24 protein-coding genes are annotated in these 23,436 nt (G+C 59.3%); 11 read left to right on the top strand and 13 right to left on the bottom strand.

Annotation, left to right across the window (positions count from 1 at the left end):
- Nucleotides 1–3: 3 nt before the first annotated feature.
- The 5 genes from B6S08_RS01370 (at nucleotide 4) to B6S08_RS01350 (ending at nucleotide 6,350) form a co-directional block, all read left to right on the top strand.
- Nucleotides 4–720: a response regulator gene (locus B6S08_RS01370; protein ID WP_094198995.1), complete on the top strand. Its 717-nt coding sequence runs from the start codon at nucleotides 4–6 to the stop codon at nucleotides 718–720.
- The gene (locus tag B6S08_RS01365; RefSeq protein WP_240919733.1) at nucleotides 711–1,460 is read left to right on the top strand and encodes a substrate-binding periplasmic protein; all 750 of its coding nucleotides are present in this window, start codon (nucleotides 711–713) and stop codon (nucleotides 1,458–1,460) included. Before B6S08_RS01370 ends, B6S08_RS01365 begins: the two co-directional genes overlap by 10 nt.
- Before the next feature lies 1 nt (nucleotide 1,461).
- Nucleotides 1,462–3,726, top strand: coding sequence for an ATP-binding protein (locus B6S08_RS01360; protein WP_094198994.1), 2,265 nt, complete (start codon nucleotides 1,462–1,464; stop codon nucleotides 3,724–3,726).
- Between the two features lie 123 nt (nucleotides 3,727–3,849).
- Entirely contained in the window at nucleotides 3,850–5,325 is a 1,476-nt protein-coding gene (gene nhaC, locus B6S08_RS01355; RefSeq protein WP_094198993.1) for a Na+/H+ antiporter NhaC, read from the top strand.
- 155 nt (nucleotides 5,326–5,480) lie between these two features.
- Complete coding sequence (locus tag B6S08_RS01350; RefSeq protein ID WP_094198992.1) at nucleotides 5,481–6,350, top strand: DMT family transporter; 870 nt, start codon at nucleotides 5,481–5,483, stop codon at nucleotides 6,348–6,350.
- Nucleotides 6,351–6,402: 52 nt separating this feature from the next.
- On the opposite strand, the gene B6S08_RS01345 is transcribed toward B6S08_RS01350, so the two are convergent.
- From B6S08_RS01345 to B6S08_RS01300, 10 genes are all read right to left on the bottom strand, one after another.
- Nucleotides 6,403–7,749: an NAD(P)/FAD-dependent oxidoreductase gene (locus tag B6S08_RS01345; protein ID WP_094198991.1), complete on the bottom strand. Its 1,347-nt coding sequence runs from the start codon at nucleotides 7,747–7,749 to the stop codon at nucleotides 6,403–6,405.
- A 67-nt stretch (nucleotides 7,750–7,816) separates the two neighbouring features.
- Nucleotides 7,817–9,310 carry an aldehyde dehydrogenase gene (locus B6S08_RS01340; protein ID WP_094198990.1) on the bottom strand — a complete coding sequence of 498 codons (1,494 nt, stop codon included), beginning with the start codon at nucleotides 9,308–9,310 and terminating at the stop codon, nucleotides 7,817–7,819.
- Nucleotides 9,311–9,313: 3 nt separating this feature from the next.
- A complete protein-coding gene (locus tag B6S08_RS01335; protein ID WP_094198989.1) occupies nucleotides 9,314–10,219 on the bottom strand; it encodes a dihydrodipicolinate synthase family protein in 906 nt (301 codons plus the stop codon).
- A 390-nt stretch (nucleotides 10,220–10,609) separates the two neighbouring features.
- Nucleotides 10,610–11,632 (bottom strand): LysR family transcriptional regulator, encoded by a 1,023-nt coding sequence (locus B6S08_RS01330; protein ID WP_211284137.1) that lies wholly within the window; start codon nucleotides 11,630–11,632, stop codon nucleotides 10,610–10,612.
- 134 nt (nucleotides 11,633–11,766) lie between these two features.
- Nucleotides 11,767–12,096 carry an AzlD domain-containing protein gene (locus B6S08_RS01325; RefSeq protein ID WP_094198988.1) on the bottom strand — a complete coding sequence of 110 codons (330 nt, stop codon included), beginning with the start codon at nucleotides 12,094–12,096 and terminating at the stop codon, nucleotides 11,767–11,769.
- Nucleotides 12,089–12,817: an AzlC family ABC transporter permease gene (locus B6S08_RS01320; RefSeq protein ID WP_169716353.1), complete on the bottom strand. Its 729-nt coding sequence runs from the start codon at nucleotides 12,815–12,817 to the stop codon at nucleotides 12,089–12,091. Before B6S08_RS01320 ends, B6S08_RS01325 begins: the two co-directional genes overlap by 8 nt.
- 90 nt (nucleotides 12,818–12,907) lie before the next feature.
- Nucleotides 12,908–14,206 carry a TRAP transporter large permease gene (locus tag B6S08_RS01315; RefSeq protein WP_094198986.1) on the bottom strand — a complete coding sequence of 433 codons (1,299 nt, stop codon included), beginning with the start codon at nucleotides 14,204–14,206 and terminating at the stop codon, nucleotides 12,908–12,910.
- A gap of 19 nt (nucleotides 14,207–14,225) precedes the next feature.
- On the bottom strand, nucleotides 14,226–14,762 hold the full coding sequence (locus B6S08_RS01310) for a TRAP transporter small permease (RefSeq protein ID WP_169716352.1): 537 nt from the start codon (nucleotides 14,760–14,762) through the stop codon (nucleotides 14,226–14,228).
- Between the two features lie 54 nt (nucleotides 14,763–14,816).
- On the bottom strand, nucleotides 14,817–15,857 hold the full coding sequence (gene dctP, locus B6S08_RS01305) for a TRAP transporter substrate-binding protein DctP (protein WP_094198984.1): 1,041 nt from the start codon (nucleotides 15,855–15,857) through the stop codon (nucleotides 14,817–14,819).
- A 190-nt stretch (nucleotides 15,858–16,047) separates the two neighbouring features.
- A complete protein-coding gene (locus B6S08_RS01300; RefSeq protein ID WP_094198983.1) occupies nucleotides 16,048–16,932 on the bottom strand; it encodes an MBL fold metallo-hydrolase in 885 nt (294 codons plus the stop codon).
- Nucleotides 16,933–17,139: 207 nt separating this feature from the next.
- Here B6S08_RS01300 and B6S08_RS01295 point away from each other — a divergent pair, with 207 nt between their 5' ends.
- The 3 genes from B6S08_RS01295 to B6S08_RS18450 are packed head-to-tail and all read left to right on the top strand — an operon-like array spanning nucleotide 17,140 to nucleotide 19,126.
- On the top strand, nucleotides 17,140–18,129 hold the full coding sequence (locus B6S08_RS01295; protein WP_094198982.1) for a GlxA family transcriptional regulator: 990 nt from the start codon (nucleotides 17,140–17,142) through the stop codon (nucleotides 18,127–18,129).
- Complete coding sequence (locus B6S08_RS01290) at nucleotides 18,126–18,914, top strand: GlxA family transcriptional regulator (protein WP_211284136.1); 789 nt, start codon at nucleotides 18,126–18,128, stop codon at nucleotides 18,912–18,914. The genes B6S08_RS01295 and B6S08_RS01290 overlap by 4 nt, the downstream gene beginning before the upstream one ends.
- Nucleotides 18,911–19,126 carry a helix-turn-helix domain-containing protein gene (locus B6S08_RS18450; RefSeq protein WP_245849788.1) on the top strand — a complete coding sequence of 72 codons (216 nt, stop codon included), beginning with the start codon at nucleotides 18,911–18,913 and terminating at the stop codon, nucleotides 19,124–19,126. Before B6S08_RS01290 ends, B6S08_RS18450 begins: the two co-directional genes overlap by 4 nt.
- A 94-nt stretch (nucleotides 19,127–19,220) precedes the next feature.
- On the opposite strand, the gene B6S08_RS01285 is transcribed toward B6S08_RS18450, so the two are convergent.
- From B6S08_RS01285 to B6S08_RS01275, 3 genes are read right to left on the bottom strand one after another with little or no spacing between them, the layout of a single operon-like run.
- On the bottom strand, nucleotides 19,221–19,913 hold the full coding sequence (locus B6S08_RS01285; RefSeq protein ID WP_094198981.1) for an alpha/beta fold hydrolase: 693 nt from the start codon (nucleotides 19,911–19,913) through the stop codon (nucleotides 19,221–19,223).
- 42 nt (nucleotides 19,914–19,955) lie between these two features.
- Nucleotides 19,956–20,264: an AzlD family protein gene (locus tag B6S08_RS01280; RefSeq protein WP_094198980.1), complete on the bottom strand. Its 309-nt coding sequence runs from the start codon at nucleotides 20,262–20,264 to the stop codon at nucleotides 19,956–19,958.
- Nucleotides 20,254–20,970, bottom strand: a complete 717-nt coding sequence (locus B6S08_RS01275; protein WP_094198979.1) for an AzlC family ABC transporter permease — start codon at nucleotides 20,968–20,970, stop codon at nucleotides 20,254–20,256. The genes B6S08_RS01280 and B6S08_RS01275 overlap by 11 nt, the downstream gene beginning before the upstream one ends.
- A gap of 117 nt (nucleotides 20,971–21,087) precedes the next feature.
- Between B6S08_RS01275 and B6S08_RS01270 the strand changes: the two genes are divergently transcribed.
- The 3 genes from B6S08_RS01270 to B6S08_RS01255 all read left to right on the top strand — a co-directional run bounded on the left by B6S08_RS01270 (nucleotide 21,088) and on the right by B6S08_RS01255 (nucleotide 23,408).
- Nucleotides 21,088–21,954: a LysR family transcriptional regulator gene (locus B6S08_RS01270; RefSeq protein WP_094198978.1), complete on the top strand. Its 867-nt coding sequence runs from the start codon at nucleotides 21,088–21,090 to the stop codon at nucleotides 21,952–21,954.
- Between the two features lie 235 nt (nucleotides 21,955–22,189).
- Nucleotides 22,190–22,741, top strand: coding sequence for a cysteine hydrolase family protein (locus B6S08_RS01260; protein WP_094198976.1), 552 nt, complete (start codon nucleotides 22,190–22,192; stop codon nucleotides 22,739–22,741).
- Between the two features lie 121 nt (nucleotides 22,742–22,862).
- Entirely contained in the window at nucleotides 22,863–23,408 is a 546-nt protein-coding gene (locus tag B6S08_RS01255) for a TetR/AcrR family transcriptional regulator (protein WP_094198975.1), read from the top strand.
- The last annotated feature ends 28 nt before the right edge of the window (nucleotides 23,409–23,436 follow it).

Genomic DNA, 23,436 nt, shown 5'->3' with positions numbered 1-23,436 from the left:
GATATGGATATCAGCATTCTGATAGTGGAAGACGACGACATCACCAGAGATTGCCTGGCAGATTACTTTCGCGCGGAACAATACCGGGTACACTGCGCCGCCAGTGCCGAAGACGCCGAGCGACTGCTGCGCGATGAAGCCATCGATCTGGTGCTGCTCGACATTCGCCTGCCGGGCAAGGACGGCCTCACCCTGACCCGGGAAATTCGCACCCACGGCGACACCGGCATTATTCTGGTCACCAGCCGCCAGGACGAGATAGAACGCATCATCGGCCTGGAATGCGGTGCCGACGAGTATGTGTCCAAGCCCTTTAACCCCCGCGAACTGCTGGCCCGGACCAAGAACCTGGCGCGCCGGGTGCGCGCCGCCGCGCCCCGGCCGCAAGCCACCACCGCCAACCTGCGCCGCTTTGATCAGTGGCGGGTCGACCTCGACCGCCGCCTGCTGCTCGACGACCAGGACGCCGGCACGCCCCTCACCCATGGCGAATACCAGCTGTTGTGTGCCTTTCTCAACCACGCCGGCCAGACCCTGTCCCGGGATCAGCTGCTGGATCGCATCAAGAACCGGGAATGGGCCCCCAACGACCGCACCGTGGACGTACTGGTGGGCCGGCTGCGGCGCAAGCTGGGGGACGATCCGGCCAACCCCCGGCTGATCCTGACCGTGCACGGCGCCGGTTATGTGTTTACCCCAAGGCCGGTGCCATGTTGCTGATTGGCCTGCTGCTGCTGTTGTGGGCACCCGCCGGCCTGGCCGAGCCCCGCGTGGTGACCGCCTGTGGCCACCCGGTCTACCCACCCCTGTCCTGGGAGCAGAACGGCGAGCTGACCGGCATCGCCCCCTACCTGGCGCGCAAGCTGCTGGGCGAGCACGGCTATCGGGTCGACATGCGGGTATTCGGCAACTGGGAGCGCTGCCAGCTGGCGGCCCGCCAGGGCAAGGTGGATTTGATTGTGTCCGCCTACAAGACGCAAGGACGAGACCGGGACTTCGTGTTCAGCGCCCAGCCGGTGGTGGCCGATCCCGTAGTGCTGTTCACCCACTTCGGTAATGGCAGCCGCAGCCCCTGGAACCTGTCCGACAAAACCCTGGGGCTGCTGTTTGGCGACAGTTTCGGCGACGAATTCGATCATCTGGCCGCCGCCTATCCCCACGTGGAACGAGTCTCCAGCGGCGAACAGAATTTTCGCAAGCTGTCGCTCGGGCGCATCGACTACATGCCCATCGGCCTGGCCACCGGCCGGCTGCAGGCACGCAAGCTCGGCCTGACCGACAAGGTGCAACCCCTGCCCGAGCTGCTGACCCTGGAACACTACCACCTGGCCCTGCCTCGGGGCTCGGTGCTCGAACCCCTGTTGCCGGCACTGTCGGACCGGCTGGGTGCGCTGGCCAGCGATCGCTACATTCAGCGCATTACGCCCTTTTTTGAACGCCTGTATCTGGATTCCCCCTGAGATGAATGCCCTGTTGAGCCTGCTGCCCCGTTACCGCCGGCAGCACCCCTTGAGTTTTCGCCTGTTTCTGCTGGTCATCGTGGTCAGCCTGGGTTTTACCCTGGCGTCCACCGCCGTGCAGCTGTGGCTGGATCACCGCAAAATCAACCGGGAAATGGATGAGCGCCTGCTGCTGATCGAACACAGCTACCTCGACAGCCTGTCGCGCAGCCTGTGGGATCTGAACCTGCCCCAGGCCAGATTGCAGCTGGAAAGCATGCTCGACATGCCCCACATGGCCAGCCTTACCGTCACCGGTGATGGCCTGGCGGCGCCGCTGACCCTGAGCAAGGGGCCGGAACGGGACGGGGTCAACCGGCACGGCTTTGATCTCGTCTATCCCAGCCCCGCCCTGGGGCCACAACAGGTAGGCCGGCTGGAAGTGGCCTTCAGCCGGCAAAGCATTCGCCATCAGCTGATGAGCCGTGCCCGCAGCATTCTGCTGGGCCAGTCGCTGACGGTGCTGCTGATTGCACTCAGCCTGATGCTGGTGTTTCAACGCCGGGTCACCCGCCACCTTGAACGCATGGCCCGCAATGTGGCGCAGATTGGGGAAGGCCATCCCGACACCGCCCCGCTCAACCTGGCCCGCCCCCCCAATACCATGCCCGACGAACTCGACACCCTGGTGGGCGCCATCAACACCATGCGCCGGGCGGTGGAACGCCGCCAGAGCGAATTGCAGCACGACAAGGCCAAGCTCGAGGCCCTGGTCGACCGGCGCACCCAGCACCTGCGCCAGGCCAAGGAAGAGGCGGAAGCCGCCGACAGCGCCAAGGCACGCTTTATCGCCAACATGACCCACGAGCTGCGCACCCCCATGAACGGCATTCTGGGCACCCTGACCCTGCTGCGGCCGTCGCTGGAAAACCGCCAGGAAAAGGGGCTGCTCGACACCCTGCAACACTCCGCCGATCACCTGCTGATGCTGCTCAACGACGTGCTCGATTACGCCGCCCTGGAGCAGGGGCCGCTGCCGGAAGAGCCGGCGCCCTTTGCCCTGAGTGAACTGCTGGAAAGCACCCTGGCCATGATGCAGGGCTATGCCGGCGCCAAGCAGATACGGCTGCGGCTCAATACTCCCGACACCCTGCCCTGGCTGTCGGGTCACGCCAGCCGAGTGCGTCAGGTGCTGATCAACCTGCTGTCCAACGCCATCAAGTTCACCCACGAGGGCGGCCAGGTACGACTGGCGGTGCGCCCGGTTGGCGGCGGCTGGCAGTTTGTGGTGGAAGACAACGGCATCGGCATTGCCGCCGAACAGCAGGACCGTATTTTCGACCGCTTTACCCAGGCCGACGAGAGCATCAGTCGGCGCTTTGGCGGCACCGGCCTCGGGCTGGCCATTTCCCGCCGGCTGATCGAGGCCATGGGCGGCACCCTGACCCTGGAAAGCAGCCCCGGCCAGGGCAGCCGTTTTGCCTTCAGCCTGCCGTTGCCCTCGGTACAGGCTCCGGCCAAAACCCCACAAACCGAACTCACCGCCCTGCCCAGCCTCAGCCTGCTGCTGGTGGAAGACGTCGCCATTAACCGGGGCATTCTCACCGCCCTGCTGGAGCAGCACAACCATGTGGTAAGCCAGGCCGAAAGCGGCGAACAGGCGCTGGAGGTATCCCGCCAGCAGGCCTTTGACATTATTCTGATGGACATGCACCTGCCGGGCATGGACGGCCTGGAAACCAGCCGCCTGCTCCGCGAGCAGCTCACCGGCCTGAACCAGGACACCCCCATTATCGCGCTGACCGCCAGCGTGACCCCGGAAGACATTCGTCGCTACCTGGATGCCGGCCTGAAGGCCGTGGTGGCCAAACCGGTACAGTGGCCCCGGCTCATTCAGGCCCTGGCTCAGGCCCTGGGCGTTCGCCTGCGCTCCGACATCAGCCTGGATCAGCCGCTGCTGCAGGAGCACCTGCGGGTGTTGGGCCGGTCCCGCCTGCGCGCCATGGCCGCCCGCTTTGCCGAGGAGTTGCCCGGCAAAATGACCGAACTGCACCGGGCCCTGACGGACGAAGATCATGCCGAGCTGGCCAGGCTGGCCCATCGCCTGGGCGGCACCGCCGCCATGCTGGATCAGCGGCCCCTGGCCGAGGCACTGGGCGAGCTGGAGCGCGCCGCCGAGCGCCAGCAGGGGCTGTCAGCGGCCCTGCCCGACGCCCTGAAACACGCCGCCGAGCAGGCCGGCGAGCAGCTGGCGACACTGTGCCGGCAGCTGGAATCGCAACACTGATACAAGCCGTTACAATTTTTTACAATTAACGCAATGGCCCGTTACAAACTCTCCTTAGCCTGAATGAGTCATTTTTCACGCCCCCGGCGTTGGCCGGGTGGCTTTTGGCTCAAGGAGAGAACCATGACAACACAAGCCCCCCAAAAGCCCGGCTTCTGGCTGGCCTGCCTGCCCATCGCCCTTACCTTTGTGGTGCTGGGTGTGCAGCTGTTTTATTTCGGCAATTTCACCCCCCACGTGCCCCTGGCCATGGGCGTGGCCATTACCGCGCTGATCGGCTGGCTGCGCGGCTATCGCTGGCACGACATGGAAGACGGCATCATGCACGTGGTGCGTCTCGGCCTGCAGTCGGTCGGCATACTGATCATCGTGGGCATGATCGTCGGTATCTGGATCGCCAGCGGCACCGTACCCTACCTCATCAAGCTGGGCCTCAGCCTGATCTCCCCGGAACTGTTCCTGGCCGCCTGCGTGCTGATCTGCGCCGTGGTATCGGTGTCGCTCGGTACCTCCTGGGGCACCACGGGCACCGTGGGCCTGGCGCTGATGGGCATCGGCAACGGCTTTGACATTCCCATGTACTGGACCGCCGGTGCCGTGGTGTCGGGCGCCTTCTTCGGCGACAAGATGTCACCGCTGTCGGACACCACCAACCTGGCCCCGGCGGTGACCGGTGTGGACTTGTTCGACCATATTCGCAACATGCTGCCCACCACGGTGCCCGCCATGCTGATTGCCCTGGGCATTTACCTGGTGGCAGGCTTTTCCTTTATCGGCGATCAGGCGGTGGACTTCGCCCGTATCGACGGCATTATCGCCGGCCTGGATCGGCACTTTGAGCTGTCCTGGACCCTGCTGCTGCCGCTGGTGGTTACCATTGGCCTGGCACTGAAAAAGATGCCAGCCCTGCCCACCCTGTTTGCCGGTGCCCTGCTGGGCCTGGCCACCGCCATGCTGACCCAGGGAGTGGGACTGCAACAGGCCTTTGAATTCATGTTCAGCGGCTATCAGATAGACACCGGCGTACGTGAAATTGACGCCCTGCTCAACCGCGGCGGCATTCAGAGCATGACCTGGGTGATCACCCTGATGCTGGTGGCGCTGGCCTTTGGCGGCGTGCTGGAGCGCACCGGCTGCCTGACGGTGATCGTGGAGAAGATTCTCGGCCGGGCCAAAAGCTTTGGCGCCATGCAGGGCTCCGCCATCGCCACCTCGGCCATGACCAATGTGGTGGGCGGCGACCCTTACCTGTCCATCGCCCTGCCCGGACGCATGTATGCCCCCGCCTACAAGGCCAAGGGCTACTCGCCGCTCAACCTGTCCCGCGCCTGTGAAGAAGGCGGCACCCTGATCTCGCCGCTCATTCCCTGGAACGCCGGCGGCGCCGTGGTGATCACCGCACTGGGGCTGGGCATTGCCGAAGGCCACACCGAGAACCTGCTGTACATTCCCCTGGCCTTTGCCTGCTGGCTGTCGCCGCTGATCGGCATGGCCTATGGTTACCTGGGCTGGTTCTCGCCCAGGGCCACGGCTGCGGAACAGGAGCAATGGCAGCGGGAAGAGGCCGGGCTTGCCCCCGAGCCGGTCGCGGTGAAATAAGTCCACTGCTGATTTGAATACAAACGGGCCGTCAGGCCCGTTTTTTGTGCCCGCCCTTTTCGGGTCGTTTCCGTCGCCTTTTCGGCCGCTTTCAGCACAGTCCGGCAGCGAAAAAGTGGCCATGCTGGCCATTATTCATTCGCCTGGATACCGTTATGAGTCCTTACCACAAAGGTGTGCTGTTGACCCTGGCCGGGGTGGCCGTGCTCAGCCTGGATGCCCTGCTGATTCGCCTGATCAGCGCCGATCACTGGACCTTGCTGTTCTGGCGCGGGCTGCTGCTCAGCCTGTGCATCGGCACCGCCTGCTTGTGTCGGCGGCATCGTTACCGTCCCAGCCGCCGGCTGTTCGGCCTGGGCCTGGGCTCGGCCCTGTTTTATGCCATTTGCACCATCACCTTTGTGATCTCGATTCGGCTCACCAGCGTGGCCAACACCCTGATCATTCTGAGCGCCGCGCCGTTGATTGGCGCCCTGCTCAGCCGCTTTGTGCTGCAGGAAAGCGTGTCCGGGCGTACCTGGCTGGCCATCGGGTTGTGCATCGGCGGGCTGGCGCTGGTGTTTTCCGGCAGCCGGGATCAGGGCCACCTGCTCGGTGATCTCACCGCCCTGCTGTGCGCCGCCAGCATGGCCGCCAAGTTCGTGGTGGAGCGGGCCGCCAGCCCCGCCGACATGACCCCGGCGCTGGTGCCCGCCGGCCTGTTGGTAAGCCTGTTTACCCTGTTCCAGACCCCGACGCTGGTGATGCCGGCCCAGGACATGCTGTGGATGGCCCTGCTCGGCCTGGGCGTGGTGCCCTTGGCCTATGCCCTGATCACCCAAGGGCCGCGCTACCTGCCGGCGGCGGAGGTGAGCCTGCTGATGCTGCTGGAAATGATTCTCGGACCGCTGTGGGTCTGGCTGGTACTGGCGGAAGCGCCCGGCGAGCAGGCCTGGATGGGCGGCCTGGTGGTGGTGATGGCGCTGCTGCTGCAACGCCTGCCGGCGCCGCGGCGCCGGCAATCGAGCCCGCTGTTCGCCAAATAACAAAAAGGCCCCGGCGTGCTGCCGGGATCCAATCCTTGGCACTTTTCAAGACTTACAACTCAATACCCGCCAGCCATTCCTTCCAACGCATGGTCAGGTTGGCGCCCACCGACAAGAAAGGCTCAGGCGGCAACCGCCGGGGCTCATCGCAGTTAATGAATTCGTTCAGCAAATCAGAACGCTGCCCGACTGCCAGCTCTGCCGCCATCATCCCAGACAGAGTGCCCTTAACTGTACCCAGGCCGTTCTGGCAGGCGGCAGAATACACCCGATCTTCCTGCTCGCCAAAGGCCGGCACCGAGTTCCAAGACAAGCATAGCCGGCCACCCCAGCGGTGCTCCATAGGCACCCCTTCCAGCATGGGAAAACGGGCGGCAAAGGATCGATCATGAGCCCGAACCACATTCCTGAGCTGACGCTCGGAAATCTCCATCGACTGGTTCAGGGTAAAGCGGTTGCGCACAGTTACCCGATCGCCGCTGCCCATCAGGCTTGATACTCGACGTACCGTAGTGCCCATGGGATCCGCCGGCAACAAGCCCCAGTCCGGTGTACCGCCCAGCCGGGTGACTTCATCGGCAGACAATGCCCGCGTCATGGAGGCATAGGTAAACACGTGCAGCAGCTGACGCGGATAAAAACCGAACGACTGAATATGACCGTTCACCGCCAGGATCACATGCCGGGCGCGAACCCGACCCTGGGGCGTGTGCAGCACATGCTCGTCGCCCAGATCCATTTTTACCACCGGGCTCTGCTCATAAATGGCCACCCGCTCGGCCAGCCCCTCGGCCACCATGCGAATAAAGGCGGCCGGCTGAATCATCACCGCCCCCGGTGTGAACAGCCCCTTACGGTAAAACTCAGTGCCCGTCGTTGCTTTCATCTCGGCTGCCGTTAACAGCCGGTACCGCTCGCCCAGGCTCTCCAGATGACGAGCATAGCTTTCTATATGGTGCTCCCCTTTGGCCGAGGCTGCCCCGGTGATTTTACCGCAAGGGTCAAATACCAGCCGTGGCATGTCAAATTCCTGCGCCATATTACGGGCAAAGTCGATGGCCGCCCGGTTCATTCGGATCTGGCGCACATCGGCATCGGCCGCCCCGGCGTAGGTTTCCGAATTCAGCTCATGAGGCAGATCTATCATAAAGCCGCTGTTGCGCCCCGCCGGCCCCTGGGCCAGCCTGCCCGCCTCCAGCAACACCACGTGCTCGTTGCCAACCAGCTGGCTCAGGCGCCGGGCCGCGGCCATGCCCGCAAAACCGCCCCCCACCACCACCCAGTCGGCCCGAATATCCTCGGTCAGCTCGGGATGGGTGCGCGCGGGCGGAAGAATACTGTTCCAGCCGGCCGGCCCGGTATCCTTGGGCAGGCGGCGGACATTGATGGTTTTGGTCATTCTCCGATTCCTCTCGAAGAAAAATACGTCAGGACAAGCCCGGTGCCGTGCACCGGGCGTTATCGGCTCAGTCGTTCAGATCAAGCCAGATGGTTTTCAGCTGGGTGTACTGATCGTGGGCATGAACGGAGTTGTCACGGCCGCCAAAGCCGGATTGCTTGTAGCCGCCAAAGGGCGTGGTGGCATCTCCCTCACCAAAGCAGTTCACAGTGACGGTACCGGCGCGTACCGCCCGGGCCGCCCGCAGCGCCTTTTTGGCATTGCCGGTGAATACCGAGGCCGCCAGGCCGTAGTCGGTATCATTGGCAACCGCGATGGCCTCCTCGACGCTGGACACGGTGATCACCACCAGTATCGGGCCGAAGATTTCTTCCCGTGCCAGCACGTCGCCGTTCTTCACGCCGTCGAAAATGGTGGGGGGCACGCAGTTGCCTTCCATCGGCTCACCGCCCAACAACACGGTGTGACCGTCTTCCTTGCCCCTACGCAGATAGCTCACCACCTTATCGAAGTGACCCTTGTCGACCAGGGCACCCAGCTTGTTGGCCGGATCCAGCGGGTCGCCGGTGCGCCACTCGCGGGTCTTGGCGCAGACGCGCTCGAGCAGGGCATCCTTGATGTTTTCGTGAACGATAAGCCGTGAACCGGCGGAGCAGTTTTCACCCATATTCCAGAAGGCGGCGGCCACCACATGGTCGGCCACGCTGTCCAGGTTTTCGGCGTCGTCCAGCACGATGCAGGGGTTCTTGCCGCCGCATTCCAGCACCACTTCCTTGAGGTTGGACTCGGCGGCATAGTTCAGGAACAGACGGCCGGTCTCGGTGGAGCCGGTAAAGGTCACCATGTCCACATCGGCATGGCGGCCAATGGCGGCCCCAACCACGGAGCCGCGGCCGGTGACCACGTTAAGCACACCGGCAGGCAGGCCGGCTTCGTGCGCCAGCTCGGCTACCCGCAGCGTGGTCAGCGTGGTCTGCATGGCGGGCTTGAGCACCACGGTGCAGCCGGCCGCCAGCGCCGGGCCCAGTTTCCAGCCCAGCATCAGCAGCGGAAAGTTCCAGGGCAGCACCGCGCCCACCACACCGATGGGCTCGCGCACCACCATGGCCACGGCATCCGACCCGACGGGCGCGGTCTGATCGTAAATCTTGTCGACCGACTCGGCGTGCCAGCGAATAAAATGAATGGTTTCGGGCACGTCGACCGTCTCGCACTCGGCGATCGGCTTGCCGGAGTCCAGGCTTTCCAGCACCGCCAGTTCAAGGCTGTGCTGCTCCATCAGATCGGCCAGCTTCAGCAATACCGCCTTGCGTTCGTTGGGGTGCAGCTCGCTCCAGCGGCCATCGTCAAAGGCGTCACGGGCGGCCCGCACCGCCAGATCCACGTCTTCGGTGCCGCAGGCGGCGATCTCGGCCAGGACTTCGCCGGTGGCCGGATTGATGGTCGGCAGGGTCTCACCGGACAGGGCCGGACAAAAACGGCCGTCGATAAAACTCTCGGTGGGGAATTGCAGCTCGGCCGCAAGGGCGTGGTACTGCTCCCGGGTCAGCAGTTCGCTCATGACTTATTCTCCCTTTTCGATGCCGGCGATGGTCGCCTTCAGGGTGCCGATAACCTGTTGCAGCTGCTGTTTTTCGCTCTCTTCCAGGCCCAGCAGAGGCTTGCGGGTAATGCCGGCAAACTGACCAGACAGGGCCACACCGTGTTTGACACACTGAATGAACTTGCCGCCCTGCTCCAGTACGCTCATCAGCGGCATCATGGCGGCCATGATGCGGCGGCCCTTGACGAAGTCCCCTTCCACCACACAGGCGTTGTAGAGGGCCACGTGCTCCTCGGGCAGGAAGTTGGAGCCGGCACATACCCAGCTTTTCGCGCCCCAGGCAAAGAATTCCAGGGCCTGATCATCCATGCCGCAGGAAGTCTGCAGTTCGGGATATTTCCCTACCAGCAAATGCAGGCGGTTAATGTCACCAGAGCTTTCCTTGATGGCGCAGATGTTGGCCGAGCCGCTCACCCGCTCGAAAAACTCCTCGCCCATGGTCACACCCATGCGCGCCGGGTAGTTGTACAGCATAATTGGCAGGCCGGCGGCCTTGTCTACGGCCAGTACATGCTCGGCCAACTCCTGTTCGGTGGGCAGGGAATAGGGTGGAGTGGCCACCAGAATGGCATCGGCCCCCTGCAGCACCGCCGCTTTGGCCAGGCTGATGGACTCCTCGGGGTTGATGGAGCCGGTACCAAAGATCACCGGTACGCGGCCGGCACTGCGCTCCACGGCTACCTGCAGCAGCTTGACCCGCTCGGCCTGAGTTTCCACGTAATATTCACCCGTGGTGCCGCCGACGATAATGCCGTGGACACCGGCTTCTACCAGTGAATCAACCAGAGTCCCAAAGGCCGCATAATCAATGCTGTTATCTTCGGCAAAGGGGGTAATAACGGGAGTGTAAATTCCTTCGAATCGCATGGGCTTCACCTATATCCTTATGTGTTTTCGTTTGAAGACTCCGCCCAAATAATGTTGTAAACATTCAGACGAAGCCGGCTTTTGATAACAAAATATTAACCACCAGCTCACGCCACTCACAACTTACTTTTATTAACGGTTAAACATAACCTGATGTTATCCATGCAACGTAAATAAAAAACCTGCTCATAGCAGGCGTAAATAAAAAAGCTTCTCCCCAACAAACAGAGAGAAGCAAATGGGCTAACACAACAACCTACATCACAATGGTAAATTCAAATAAAAAATGGCGAGTCATGTTTACTTATAAGAAACAATAATCGCAGGTTATCGAAAGCTCAGGCAATGTTGCCGAGCTCATAGCTATTAAATCACTCCGTCGAATGCCCTTCAGTCCTCATTCGGTGAAATCGAGATACTGTCATCATTCATATACCCAAGAAACCAGTCACGAAAACGACACAGTATCTCGTTATCGGCCTTGCTTTCCAGGTAAGTGAGAAAATGACGTTTTTCCCTGAAAACCACTTCCTGCCTCACCGGCCGCACCAGTACCCCCTCTTCCACCAGGGGAGCCACCAGGTGATGCCAGCCTAGGGACACGCCCTGATGATTCAACACCATCTGGATCAGCATATTGTAATCATTGGCATTAAACAGGTGCTTGTCGGCGGCGGTGCGCTTTTCCAAGTTGATGTTGAAAAAGGAAAACCAGACATTCCAGTCTACGTGCTCCGCCACCTGAGCCCGGCCGTAAGGGCTCAGATTGAGCAAGACAGCATCACTCAGCCCTTCCAGACTGGAAATGGCCGGGTTATCGCGCAAAAAAGCCGGGGTACAGACCGGGTAGATCAGGTCATGAAACAACGGAATGGAATGGTAGCCTTCTCGGGGATCCGAAATCTTGTTGATGAAGAGGTCTGGGTGCACGCCAGGCTCCATTTGCAGGAAATGGCCGGTGGTCACCACATTGATATCGATATCCGGATTACCGGCGAAGAAGTCAGGCAAGCGCCGCGACAACCAGAGTGCGGAGAAAGCCGTAGAGCAACAGATGGTCAGGGCCGGCTTCACACTGCTTGTGCGCTGAATACGCTCGGCGGCCTGGGCGATGTTCACAAACGACAGATAGGCCGCATCATAAAAAATATTACCGGCCTCGGTCAGTTCAACCGCCCGCCCGGTGCGCTTGAACAGCTCAACACCCAGTTGTGCTTCAAGTTCGCGTATCTGCCGGCTGATCGCCGCCTGAGTAACACAAAGCGCTTCCGCCGCCCGAGTAAAGCTCAGATACTTGGCCGCAGCCACAAAGGATCTGACGGCTCTTAACGAAGGCATTTTGACCAGAATTTTGTCTGGCTCCAAAGGCTTTACCATAGTCTTTTTGTCTAGTTCCATCACCGCAATCAACATTCCTTTATTGTATCCCACTTGTCATGCCGGCGCAGTAATCCGGCCAACATTCAGCGGCTATCGCGGCCCGGACACCCTTTCACGAAAACGAGCCGGCAATCCTTATTTCAACCGACCAATACCTCCAAGAGCGCTTACAAATAATAAAACTTCATCAGCCAGAATATTCCCATACCTGCCATCAGGGGCCAGAATACTCCTTTTGAATACCAGGCCCACAGGGCCGTCACCGTCGCGGCAACAAGCTGGACAACACTCTGCATACCCATGGTGTTATCCTGCTGGAAAATAATGGCCGGGACCGAAAGTGCTGCCAAGACGGCAGGGGCCAGCAGGCTAAATACCTTTTGACACTTTGCCATATTAAAAGACGTGCTACCGTGAAGCTGAATAAATGAAAGCCGAATGGCAAAGGTACCTATTCCTACACCTATAAAAAGCAACCAGAGTTCGACATTACTCATTACGCTCTCCCTCTACGCCAGTCTTCTTTCTGATAAAACGACCACTGAACACGTATCCCATGGCCACTCCCCCGACAATGGCTGCCATAAAACCCATGTTATAGGGAAGGTAGGAAAATACCGTTGCTACTCCGCCTGAACACAGTGCCGCAGCTAATGTGGCCTGATCACGCACCACGGAAACCAGCATGGCAAGAAAAGATAATGGAATGGCAAACTCAAGCGACCATGTCGAAGGTATTTTTTCACCCACCAGCATGCCCACCATCACAAAGCAGACCCAGCTCACCCACATCATCAATGCCGCACCACTGTAGTAAAACAGCTTTTTTCGGCTTTGGTCATTGGCCGCAAACCGAGCAACACACAAGCCATAGGCCTGATCACTCAGCAAGTAAGCCAAGGGCCATTTATGACGTTTTTTTATGGAATGGAACAACGGGGCAAAGGCGGCACTGTAAATCAAAAAACGGATGTTTATCATCAAGGTGGTAAACAGGATCACCACCGGCACCGTATTATCCTGTATCAGTTGATAAGCTGCCAGCTGTGCCGAACCAGCAAAAAACAACAAAGTAGCGCCCAACGTCATTTCGGGGCTGAATCCAAGGCTAGCACTACTTGCACCGGTCACCAGGCCAAAGGGCAACACCCCAGGTATCATGGGCAGCAGATCCCTGGCTCCCTCGATGAAAAAACGATGTCTGGTTGCTTGAGTCATGTCTTCACCTTGCATTTCAAGCAGGCTCCGTTATCAGCAAAACAGACGAGGAGCAGGCTCTGAGGCCTGCCACTTGTCTGTGAGTCAGCATTAATTGATGTATCCAAACAACCTGGGCAGATAGAGTGCCAGCGGCGGCCAGTAAGTAGTTACCAGCATCACCGGCAATGCGGCAAACGCCATAAAGCCCAAGGCAGGACGCATGACCTGCGACATGCCTACCCTGCCGATACGACAGGTCATGAACAGAATAGGTGCCATGGGTGGACTGTTGCAGCCAATAACCACACTGGTACCCACAATGGCGGCAAAGTGCACGGGATCCACGCCAATATCCACCATCACCGGCAACAGTAACGGGCTGACAATCGCGACCACGCTGACATCGTCCATGATCATGCCAAGCAAGATCAGAAAGATATTCACCACCAGCAGGATAAGCAACTTGTTCTGGAACAAATCCATCAGCAACTCCGTCAGTTGCTGGGGCACCCGTTCATAGGTAAAGATACGGCTGGCGACAAAGGAAAACACCAGGATCACCATGATAACGCCTGTGGTGGTAGCGGCGGCTAGCAAGCACTGCGCCATCTTTTTAAGATCCAGCTCTCGATAGACAAAAAGACCAACCGGAATGGAATATACCACGGCGATGGCGGCGGCTTCAGTGGGGGTGAACACGCCCCCGTAAATACCGCCAAGAATGATCACCGGCAACATCAGGGCCGGCAGCGCCTTCCACATGTTGCTGCCTACTGCTTCAACCCGCTGGCGAAAATTGAGCACCTCGGCGGCCCCATCGGGATGACGACGCATCTTGAGCCAGTTCAACACACAAAGCATCATGATCAACAGTATACCCGGGCCAATGGTGGCCAGAAAACAGGCGGCAACCGACTGCCGCGTGACCACTGCATAGAGGATCATGGTAATACTCGGGGGAATCAGCAGACCCAGCAGGGAAGAGATACCCAGCAGTGCACTGGTGTATTCCCGCTTGTAACCATGTTTTTCCATGGGATCGATCATAATGGTTCCAATCGATGCCACAGCAGCTGACGCGGTGCCGGAAATAGCGCCGAATACGCCACAGGCCACCACCATGGAAGAGCCCATCCCACTGCGTGACTTGCCCACCACGGTCTCGACAAAACTCACCAGCCGTGCCGCCATACCACCGGCCTGCATCAGGTAGCCGGTCATAACGAACAAAGGCAGCGCCAGCAGAATGATGGAATTAACCGACCAGAAACCCGTGGTCATCAGGGATGAAATATCCACATCGTAGATGATCGAAAGAATAAAGGTCATGGCAGCGAAGGAGAAAACAACCGGCACACCGATCATCATCAGCACGACAACTGCCACTATTGCAAGTAAAGCGCCCATAATACAATCCTGTTAAATATCAATACTGCTTTTCTGCCTCAGCCACGGCCTGGTTAGCCGAACAAACGTCTCGAAAATCGCTGATTAAATCCCGGAACAAATAAAAAATAAAAAGTACACTGGCAAAAAACAGGCTACCTTGGGAAAAATACCAGGGCAGTTTAAGCACTGTGCTGGTTTGCCCTTTGCTAACCCCCCATGCCAGCAGGTCAAAACTCCAGGTCGCAAACATGAATGCCATAAACAGCGATATCAGCGTTGCTATCATATGCATCACGCGGATCACCGTTTTATTCTTGCAGATCACCTGAATGAAATCGGCACTGAGATGGGAACGCTCGCGGGAAGCCAATACAGCCCCCAACATATACAGCCACATGGCCCCCAGAAGCACCAGTTCCTCCAAACCAAATACCGGTGCATTCAGCACAGCTCGGGTGAATATGCCATATGCCAGCATAATGGCAACGGCAAGGCTGATGAACACAACCACAGGCTTGATAATAAAGGCCAGCCCCCTGTCTATGGCTGCCATGATTCCAAGTAACTTGTTCATCACAAACTCCATCTAAATAAAGGGGCATCCATCCGGATACCCCGTCAACTTGACTTACTGAGTTACGGCATTCGGATCGGAAGCATTCTCCTGAAGCTTATCCATCAACTCCTTGCCCACTGCCGGTTCGATCTGAGGCCACACCTCGGCTCGAACACGCTCAACCCAGGCCTGCATTTCTTCCGTGCTCGGCACGATATATTCCATGCCGGCATCCTGGGCGGCTTGAATCCACTTTTCATCTTCCGCCTTGGCATCCTTGAACTGCTTTTTGATAACAGCCTGAGCCGCATCGGAAATAATTGTCTGATCTTCCTCATCCAGCTCTTGCCAGGTTTCGTCGTTCATCAATATCGCGTAGGAGGAAAAGTTGTGCTTGGTGTGAACGAAATAATCGAGCTGATCGCGGAAGTATTCATAGTCCCAGTAAATGACATTACCTGAATCACCATCTACCACGCCAGTTTGAATGGAAGTATAGACTTCGGCCCAATCAATGGGGACAGCTTGGAAACCCAGGGCTTTGACGGTTTGGGGAAGAGGGAACACCGGCGTTGAACGCACCTTGATGCCCTGGGCATCTTCAAAATTGGTAGCATATCGGCCCTTGGTGGCTACACCACCAAAACCTTCGGGATAAGGACCAAAATACTTTAGTCCGATATCTTTATAAACACCACCCAGTATGTCTTTTAGCCAGCCGTTTTCACCATAAGCCTTGAGCGCATCTTCCCAACCCAGTGTGAGGTAAGGAATATAATTAACCGCCAGTCGCTCATCATATGACGTTTGCGGCCAGGTCACCATCATGTCGATATTTCCCTTTACCAGCTGGTCAAAGAGCTCCTGCTGGCCGCCCAGTTCGCCCTGATAAAAAATACCCACCTTCATTCGACCATCGGATTTCTCCTTGATCAGATCAGCCCACATTTGCATTGATTTTCCCTGGGCTGAATCACGGTCACCGGACTCCAGTGCCAGTTTGAAGTTATATTTCTGATCGCTGGCAACCGCATTGGCACTGGCAACAATAATGGTGGTCGAGATGGCAACGGTTCGTGCGAGGTTAAACGCATTGCTTAAAGAAAATTCCATCTTGCTTTCTCCCAACTAAGTCTGAACACTCAAAACCTATTAGTTACATTATTGTTTAATTCTTGTAACCTCAACCAACATACTTTGCCCAGAATTAATAACTTCAGGTTATCGATCGATTTTGGCACAGGCTCAGATCCGTATGTATACCACCCGCAAACAAGCCGCCCCTCGGGCGGCTTGTTTCGACTCAGAAGCTCAGTGTGTCCCCATCTTCAGGGGTCTCAACACGCTTATCCAGCCCCTTATCCTTAACATAACTACGGAGTTCATCCCGGGTCTGACCCATATGGTTGATGGCATCCATATGCACCGCCACCACGGTTGCCCCTGGCGCTTGTTCTGCCAAGCGCACCACATCTTCCTTGCCCATGATAATAGCACCGTCATAGTCATTCAGGCGCGCATAGCCGGCGTTTGCCACCACCACCTCAGGGTGATACTCGGCCAGCGCCTGGCCCACGTCATTACGCCAGATGGTATCGCCCACCAGGTACAGGGTTTCGTGCTCCGGCGCCTCAAACACCACCCCCATGGCCTCTCCCAGGAAACCCGCCAGCATTGAGTTCGCAAACATCTCGTCGGTGCCGTGCTGGCCCCCCGTCCGGCTGAGGGTAACGCCGCCAAATTCCGCAGTATCGCCAAGCACGCGCACATCCTTAAACCCTTGAGAGCGGATCAGTTTGGCATCGGCTTCATGCTGCGCGAACAGCGGAATGTCCTTGGGCAGCAGCGCCTGTGCCGCGTCATCCCAGTGATCAAGGTGGGTATGGGTAACAATGATGGCGTCCACATCGTCAAAGACTGCTTCCGCCGGCATCGGCAGCTCAACCAGGGGGTTACGCAGGTGGCTGCGGTAAGTGTCTTCAAACCCCGGATATGCCCCTTTTTTGGCGAGCATGGGGTCAATCAAAAACGTGGTGTCGGCGTAGCTGATCTTGACCGTGGCGTTGCGAATAAGCTGCAACTGAACCTCACCATCCTGAGTGGCTGCCGGCTCTGCGGCCCAGGCTCCGTGATTGGTCAGCAGTCCCAAAGCCAGTGCAACGGAAGCGGTAGCGCGCTTGATGTTCATAAATTAATTCCTGTCTGAATGAAGCATTTCCGGTCCCCGCCTGAGAGGCGCGTCGTCCGGTCCTGCTTCGGTGGCAACTGAGTCGGCCCGGGCTACGCCTCGGGCCGTTTAAGCCAGATCAGTTTGCCGGGAACGACAGTGAGCCGCCATTGACCCGAATGACAATATTGGATAGTTTTGGGCCATTCTTGTTAGACGAGGTGCTCCATGTCTCCCACCCGTATCGCCGTGCTCGCCTTTGAAGGCGTCAGCCTGTTCCAGCTTTCCATCCCCGCCATGGCCTTTGGCGTGATGGGCGCGCCCCCGGGTTTTCCTGCGTATGAGGTGCGTCACTGCGCACTGCTGCCCGGGGCCGTGCGTAGCGATCAGGGGCTGGAGATCCAGGTACCGGACGGGCTGGACGCCATGGACGAGGCCGACATCATCATAGTGCCGGCCTGGTGTGATCCCGAGACCCCGGCCCCGGCCAAGCTGACCAGGGCCCTGCGCCGGGCCCATGCGCGGGGCGCATTAATCGTGGGCTTGTGCCTGGGCGCCTTCGTGCTGGGCGACGCGGGCCTGCTCGACGACCGTGAAGCCACCACCCACTGGGTGGCGAAAGAGCTGTTTGCCCGGCGCTTTCCCCGCACCCGGTTCCGGCCGGATGTGCTCTATGTTGCAGACGGCAGCGTGATCACCTCGGCGGGTACGGTGGCTGCCATCGACTGTTGCCTGCAGCTGGTGCGTGAACGCCATGGCTCGGACGCGGCCAACCGCATGGCACGGCTGCTGGTCACTCCACCCCACCGTCAGGGCGGCCAGGCTCAGTACATAGAGCGGCCGGTACCACAGCGCCACAGTGAGAACCGCCTGCCCGGCGTACTGGAATGGGCCCGGGCGCATGTGTCCGAGCCGCTCACGGTCGATCAATTGGCCGACGTGGCGATGATGAGTCGGCGCACCTTTACCCGGCGTTTTCGGGAAGCCACCGGTACCACAGTGCTCAAGTGGCTCAATGCCGAACGGGTAGCCCGGGCACAACTGCTGCTGGAAACCACCGAGATGCCCATAGAATGCATTGCCTCGGAGGCAGGCTTTAGCACCCCTCTGTCACTGCGCCAGCAGTTCAGCGCCCAGCTGGGCACCTCGCCATCGGATTACCGGCGCAGTTTTTGTCAGCGCCGACAGGCCGGCAATCAAGGACAAGGCAACGCATGAGTGAAAGAAGACTGATCGAAATCGGCATCATCCGCTATTTGGGGTCTCAGCAGTCTGCGGTGCTGGGGCTGACCGATTTGTTTGACGTGGCCAATCGCATCGCCGTCGGCCACGGGCAAGGCGACACACCGGTGTTGCGCATCAGTCACTGGCTGGCAAATACCGAAACCACCGCGCCCGAACGCACCTTTGACAGTTGCCCTCACGCCTCCCCTGGCACCCTGGCGGCCTTGATCCTGCCCCCCAGCCTGAGTGCTCCCATGAGTGAACAGGCCGCGGCGCCCCTGGCGCGCTGGCTGCGGGAGCGCCATGGCGAAGGCGTGATCCTCGGCTCGGTATGCGCCGGCGCCTTTGTGCTGGCGGCCACCGGCCTGATGGCACATCGCCGCATGACCACCCACTGGACCCACGCCGAGACCCTGCAGCAGCGTTTTCCCTCGGTGCGGGTCGACGCCGATAAACTGATCATCGATGACGGCGACATCATTACCGCCGGCGGCCTGATGTCCTGGACCGATCTGGGCCTGCGCCTGGTGGATCGCCTGCTCGGGCCCTCCGTGATGCTGGAAACGGCCCGCATGCTGCTGGTTGACCCGCCCGGTCGTGAACAGCGTTACTACAGCGTGTTTTCCCCCCGCCTCACCCATGGCGATGCCGCCGTACTCAAGCTGCAACACTGGCTGCAGGCCACCGGCGCCAGAGACATGGCACTGGCACGCCTGGCCGAGCAGGCCGGACTGGAACAACGCACCTGTTGCGCCGCTTTCAAAAGGCCACCGGCATGACCACCACGGAGTATTGTCAGCGGTTGCGGGTGGGCCGGGCACGGGAGCTGCTGCAATTTGGCGGCGCCACCATAGAGCGGGTGGCCTGGGAAGTGGGCTATGGTGATACCGGTGCCTTTCGCAAGGTATTTACTCGCTTGGTGGGCCTGTCACCGGGCGAATATCGCCGCCGTTTTGGCTCTCATGTCAGTGCGGAGCATCACACCAGGTAATTCAATGCCTTGTACGAAACCCGGGCTGCCCATCAAACGCCCTGGCAGCCAATATCAGGTTTTGAGGGGCAATGGCCGAGAGCTATAGTGGCCCTTAGCGCCGCGAATTCAGCCAGCGAAGCACCGTGGCAGCCAGCTCATCAGGCTGTTCCAGGGGTATCATATGACCACTGTCATAACACACCTGAAGGGACGCATCGGGAATGGCATCAACCAGCTCATCGGCCTCTTCAAGGGAGCGCAGGGAATCGTTTGCGCTGGCAATGACCAGGGTTGGGCAGCGCAGGCTTGCCGCAGGAACATCCGCCCTGCGTAGTGCCGATTGCGTCACCAGGGCCTCATAGCCCAGCCGGCTTCCCATTTTTCTGATGCGGGAAACCAGGTCTGTATCGGAAGCGCGATCTGGATGCAGCGACCTGGCAATGGTTCCCGCGCTCAGTCCGGTGAAGGTGTGCGCAGACAAGGCCTCTATGGCACGCTGTTTTGACTGCATTTGCTGCATCGTATCCTCGCGCAGCGAGCTGGCGATGAGAATGAGCGCTTCTACCCGTTCGGGATAATCTGCCGCCAGTTGCCGGGCGATGTAGCCGCCCAATGAAAAGCCCACCAGCACCACACGGGAAGGCAGTGATGCCACCATTCGCCCTGCTATTTCACGAATGGTCCGCCCGCCATTTAGAGATGGCGTATGCACCGACCATGTTTCGGGAAGATGGCCTTGAAATTCATTCCACAGGGTTTCATCCAGCATAAACCCCGGAATCAGCGCAACGGCGCATGACGACATTCCCACCCCCTTCCATTCAACGAGCCATCAGTATCAAGCGAACTAAAAATACCGCATCACGGCGGCGGCTACCATGCCGCCGGCTATGGCCGGCAAGGGCTTTTTCAACAGCAGCATGGTCACCGCCGTGGTCAGCAAGGCCACTCGGGCGGCGTTATCCCCCGTTACCGCCATGGGCGCCAGCAGCGCCACCAGCACAGAGCCCGACATGGCCTGAATAAACCGCTTCACTCGATAATTGATGGGCACGAACGACATCAGGTAAACACCGCCCCAGCGGGTTGCCAAGGCCACCAATGCCATGATCAGTACAATAGCCAGGGTCCCTGTTCCGGTAGTTTCAATGTTCATGGTCGTGCGTTCCCCATACGGTGCCAACCACTCCCCCGGCCAGGGCGCCCACAAGCACATGGCTGTTGTCCGGCAAGTACCAATAGGCCAGCAAGGATGACAGGGCCGCCACCAACCAGATGATCAGCATGCGCGGGCTTTTTTCTCCACCAACGGCCATGGCCAGCAGGAAGCATCCCATCACCATGTCCAGCCCCAGCCTTTCGGGGTGACTGATGGCATTGCCAAAATAGACGCCAAGCCAGGTGCCGGACACCCAGAAGAACCACAGGGCCAGGCCACCGCCCAGTAACAGGCCAAACCCCGGCCTGCCGCCACTGAATGCCCGCATGGACATGGCCCAGTTGGCGTCGGAGGCAAGCAGCATCACGCCATAGCGTTTTGCCGGGGTCAGCCGGCATAGCCAGGGATAAAGCGTGGCCCCCATCAGCAGGTGCCGGGCATTGATGGCCAGGGCCGTCATCAGCATGGCAAAGAGCGGGATCTGTGCCCCCCACTGCTCCAACAGTGCGAACTGGGCATAACCAGAGAAGGCCAGGGCACTCATGGCAATGATCGATGTGTCACTCAGGCCTTTTTGCTTTGCGGCCAGTCCAAAGGCCGCACCAAAGACGGTAACAAACACGGAAATGGGCGCCAGTTGCCGAAAACCGGACCAGATCAGTGAGCCGTCGAGTTGATATAACCCGGTATTGGCGGTTGTCATTTGCTGAACCTCACAGTGCTGTTTCTTACTCCGCTACTGTGCAGTTGGCATAATCTTTATAAAAGCGAATAATTCAAAAACAAACCATTCGATAACCTAATAAAGAGCCTCGACAACATGACCTATCAAGACCTGCAGATGGACTGGCTCAAATGCTTTGTTGCCGTGGTGGATGCCGGCTCGCTCTCCGCCGCGGCGCCACAAGTACACCGCTCCCAGTCTGCGGTCAGCATGCAGCTTAAAAAGCTGGAGGCCGCGCTGGAATGCCAGCTGCTGTTGCGGGGGCCACGCCAGCATCAACTGACGCCGGAAGGCCAAACGCTACTGGGGTATGCCCGCCGCATGCTCGATTTACATGCCGAGACCCAGGCGGCATTTCATGGCAAGGAGCTCACTGGTCGCATTCGCCTCGGGGTACCGGATGACTATGCCGCCACCTATCTGACTCCGGCGCTCAAACGGTTCGCGCCCTATCACGGCAAGGTGGAAATCGAGCTGAACTGCGAGCAATCGACCTCCCTTATTCCTCGTATTGAGCGTGGAGATCTGGATCTGGCACTGGTTTCCCGGGACTCCAGAAAGGGCGCCTTTCTGTTTTACGAGCCCATGGTATGGGTTGGCTCCCCGCAATTTGAAGTCTGGCGACGGGATCCCTTGCCCATTGCCGTGTATGAAAGCACCAGTCTCGCCAAGCACAATGCCATTAACACCCTGGCGTTGCAGGGGCGCCGATACCGGGTGGTGTACAACAGCTCCAGCCTGGCCGGGCAAATTGCCGCCGTTGAAAGCGGGCTGGCCATTGCCGTGCTGACCCAGTGCAGTGTGCCCGCCCACCTTGAAATTCTGGGCAGTGATCACGGTCTGGGCCCCCTGGCCCCCATGGAAGTGACCGTGATCAGAAGCCAGGCTTCCAAAGGTGCGGAAGCGGTAGACAGGCTCTATGAAGTACTGGTTAAAACCCTTCGCATTTCAGGCGCCTCATAGCTTAAACATGCGCAGGGCGCCTTCCTGGCAGATCGTGAATTCGGCTGACCGCACCTTTGAATGCAGCACGGCGACCATGATCAAGAAAAACACCCTGCACGGCGCCCATTCGGGCATGTGCTGGCTTGCGGCCGGCACTTTGTCGCTATCACCCCCAAGATTGTCGTCAGCGACACTGTTCGCCTTGTTACCTGGCGAGCACAATGACACCTCCAACCAATGAGGAGACAGCACCATGAAACAACGCGGACTGATCGTGATCGACCTTCAAAACGAATATCTGCCCACCGGCAAGCTGCCCCTGAGCGGCATTGAGGCGGCGGTAGCCAATGCCGTCAGGATCCTTGCCGATGCCCGCGAGCAGGGCATACCGGTGTTTCATATTCGGCACGAGTTCTCCGGCAGCGAGGCTCCGTTTTTCGTGCCGGGCACCGACGGCGTCAACATCATGCCCGCCGTGGCGCCGGCCGAGAACGAGCCGGTTATCGTCAAGAACCATGTCAACTCGTTCCGCGAGACGGATCTCAAGCAGCGGCTGGATGCACAGGGTGTGGAAGAGGTCGTCATTATCGGTGCCATGAGCCATATGTGTGTGGATGCGGGAGTACGCGCGGCGGCCGACATGGGCTACCCGGTCACGGTATTGCACGACGCCTGTGCCACCCTGGATCTCACCTATGGCGGCGTGACCGCACCGGCCGCCCAGGTGCACGCCGCCATGATGGCTGCGTTTGAGTTTGGCTATGCCAGCGTGATCTCAACCGACGACTACCTGGCCAGAGCCTGAATCACAGCGGGCGAGCCGATGCCTGCCCCGGGGGGCATAAGCCCCCCTTACATCCCCCCCCATTGCAAACCGGCAAAACCAAACATAAGATAGGTATAACGACTGCTATACAGAGATACCTATGAGCAAGCGGGACGATATTCTGAATACGGCCGAGCGGCTGTTTTACCGGCAAGGCTTTCACGGTACCGGCATCGATCAAATCGTCCGGGAAGCCGGGGTCACGCCGCGTACCCTGTATCGCCACTTTCCCTCCAAGGAGCAGCTGGTTATCGCCGTGCTGCAACAGCGTGAAACCCGCTTTCTCTCCCGGCTCACCCGCTCCGCCGATGACGCCAGGGACGATTGCCTGGCCATCTTTGATGAACTGGAGCAGTGGTTTGCGCAGGAAGGAGAAAAAGGCTGCCTGTTTCTGCGCGCGCTGGGCGAATACAGCCACAAGGACGCCACCATTACCGAGCTGGCGCTGACCCACAAACGGCGGGAGCTGGAATGCCTTTGCCGGCAACTCGATGACGACACGCCGGAGCGGCTGCGAGACCGGGCGGAAAGCCTGATGCTGCTCCTGGAAGGTGCGGTCTCCCGTGCGCCCGTTATCGGCGGGGCCGCCGCCGCGCAGCAGGCCCGGCAGCTCGCCGCCCGGTTGCTGGCCGGGCACGGCGGGTAAAGGAGCTCTCCCCCTTTTCGAGGGCATG

This window comes from Oceanimonas doudoroffii (assembly GCF_002242685.1).
Taxonomy (GTDB): domain Bacteria; phylum Pseudomonadota; class Gammaproteobacteria; order Enterobacterales; family Aeromonadaceae; genus Oceanimonas; species Oceanimonas doudoroffii.
The sequence above is the reverse complement of the archived record's forward strand: the minus strand, read 5'-3'. Positions and strand labels throughout refer to the sequence as shown.

What these genes read in the sequence shown, in the direction of transcription:
- B6S08_RS01370 (WP_094198995.1), top strand. Translation starts at nt 4, where the DNA reads ATGGATATCAGCATTCTGATAGTGGAAGACGACGACATCACCAGAGAT.
- B6S08_RS01365 (WP_240919733.1), top strand. Translation starts at nt 711, where the DNA reads ATGTTGCTGATTGGCCTGCTGCTGCTGTTGTGGGCACCCGCCGGCCTG.
- B6S08_RS01360 (WP_094198994.1), top strand. Translation starts at nt 1,462, where the DNA reads ATGAATGCCCTGTTGAGCCTGCTGCCCCGTTACCGCCGGCAGCACCCC.
- nhaC (WP_094198993.1), top strand. Translation starts at nt 3,850, where the DNA reads ATGACAACACAAGCCCCCCAAAAGCCCGGCTTCTGGCTGGCCTGCCTG.
- B6S08_RS01350 (WP_094198992.1), top strand. Translation starts at nt 5,481, where the DNA reads ATGAGTCCTTACCACAAAGGTGTGCTGTTGACCCTGGCCGGGGTGGCC.
- B6S08_RS01345 (WP_094198991.1), bottom strand. Translation starts at nt 7,749, where the DNA reads ATGACCAAAACCATCAATGTCCGCCGCCTGCCCAAGGATACCGGGCCG.
- B6S08_RS01340 (WP_094198990.1), bottom strand. Translation starts at nt 9,310, where the DNA reads ATGAGCGAACTGCTGACCCGGGAGCAGTACCACGCCCTTGCGGCCGAG.
- B6S08_RS01335 (WP_094198989.1), bottom strand. Translation starts at nt 10,219, where the DNA reads ATGCGATTCGAAGGAATTTACACTCCCGTTATTACCCCCTTTGCCGAA.
- B6S08_RS01330 (WP_211284137.1), bottom strand. Translation starts at nt 11,632, where the DNA reads ATGTTGATTGCGGTGATGGAACTAGACAAAAAGACTATGGTAAAGCCT.
- B6S08_RS01325 (WP_094198988.1), bottom strand. Translation starts at nt 12,096, where the DNA reads ATGAGTAATGTCGAACTCTGGTTGCTTTTTATAGGTGTAGGAATAGGT.
- B6S08_RS01320 (WP_169716353.1), bottom strand. Translation starts at nt 12,817, where the DNA reads ATGACTCAAGCAACCAGACATCGTTTTTTCATCGAGGGAGCCAGGGAT.
- B6S08_RS01315 (WP_094198986.1), bottom strand. Translation starts at nt 14,206, where the DNA reads ATGGGCGCTTTACTTGCAATAGTGGCAGTTGTCGTGCTGATGATGATC.
- B6S08_RS01310 (WP_169716352.1), bottom strand. Translation starts at nt 14,762, where the DNA reads ATGAACAAGTTACTTGGAATCATGGCAGCCATAGACAGGGGGCTGGCC.
- dctP (WP_094198984.1), bottom strand. Translation starts at nt 15,857, where the DNA reads ATGGAATTTTCTTTAAGCAATGCGTTTAACCTCGCACGAACCGTTGCC.
- B6S08_RS01300 (WP_094198983.1), bottom strand. Translation starts at nt 16,932, where the DNA reads ATGAACATCAAGCGCGCTACCGCTTCCGTTGCACTGGCTTTGGGACTG.
- B6S08_RS01295 (WP_094198982.1), top strand. Translation starts at nt 17,140, where the DNA reads ATGTCTCCCACCCGTATCGCCGTGCTCGCCTTTGAAGGCGTCAGCCTG.
- B6S08_RS01290 (WP_211284136.1), top strand. Translation starts at nt 18,126, where the DNA reads ATGAGTGAAAGAAGACTGATCGAAATCGGCATCATCCGCTATTTGGGG.
- B6S08_RS18450 (WP_245849788.1), top strand. Translation starts at nt 18,911, where the DNA reads ATGACCACCACGGAGTATTGTCAGCGGTTGCGGGTGGGCCGGGCACGG.
- B6S08_RS01285 (WP_094198981.1), bottom strand. Translation starts at nt 19,913, where the DNA reads ATGTCGTCATGCGCCGTTGCGCTGATTCCGGGGTTTATGCTGGATGAA.
- B6S08_RS01280 (WP_094198980.1), bottom strand. Translation starts at nt 20,264, where the DNA reads ATGAACATTGAAACTACCGGAACAGGGACCCTGGCTATTGTACTGATC.
- B6S08_RS01275 (WP_094198979.1), bottom strand. Translation starts at nt 20,970, where the DNA reads ATGACAACCGCCAATACCGGGTTATATCAACTCGACGGCTCACTGATC.
- B6S08_RS01270 (WP_094198978.1), top strand. Translation starts at nt 21,088, where the DNA reads ATGACCTATCAAGACCTGCAGATGGACTGGCTCAAATGCTTTGTTGCC.
- B6S08_RS01260 (WP_094198976.1), top strand. Translation starts at nt 22,190, where the DNA reads ATGAAACAACGCGGACTGATCGTGATCGACCTTCAAAACGAATATCTG.
- B6S08_RS01255 (WP_094198975.1), top strand. Translation starts at nt 22,863, where the DNA reads ATGAGCAAGCGGGACGATATTCTGAATACGGCCGAGCGGCTGTTTTAC.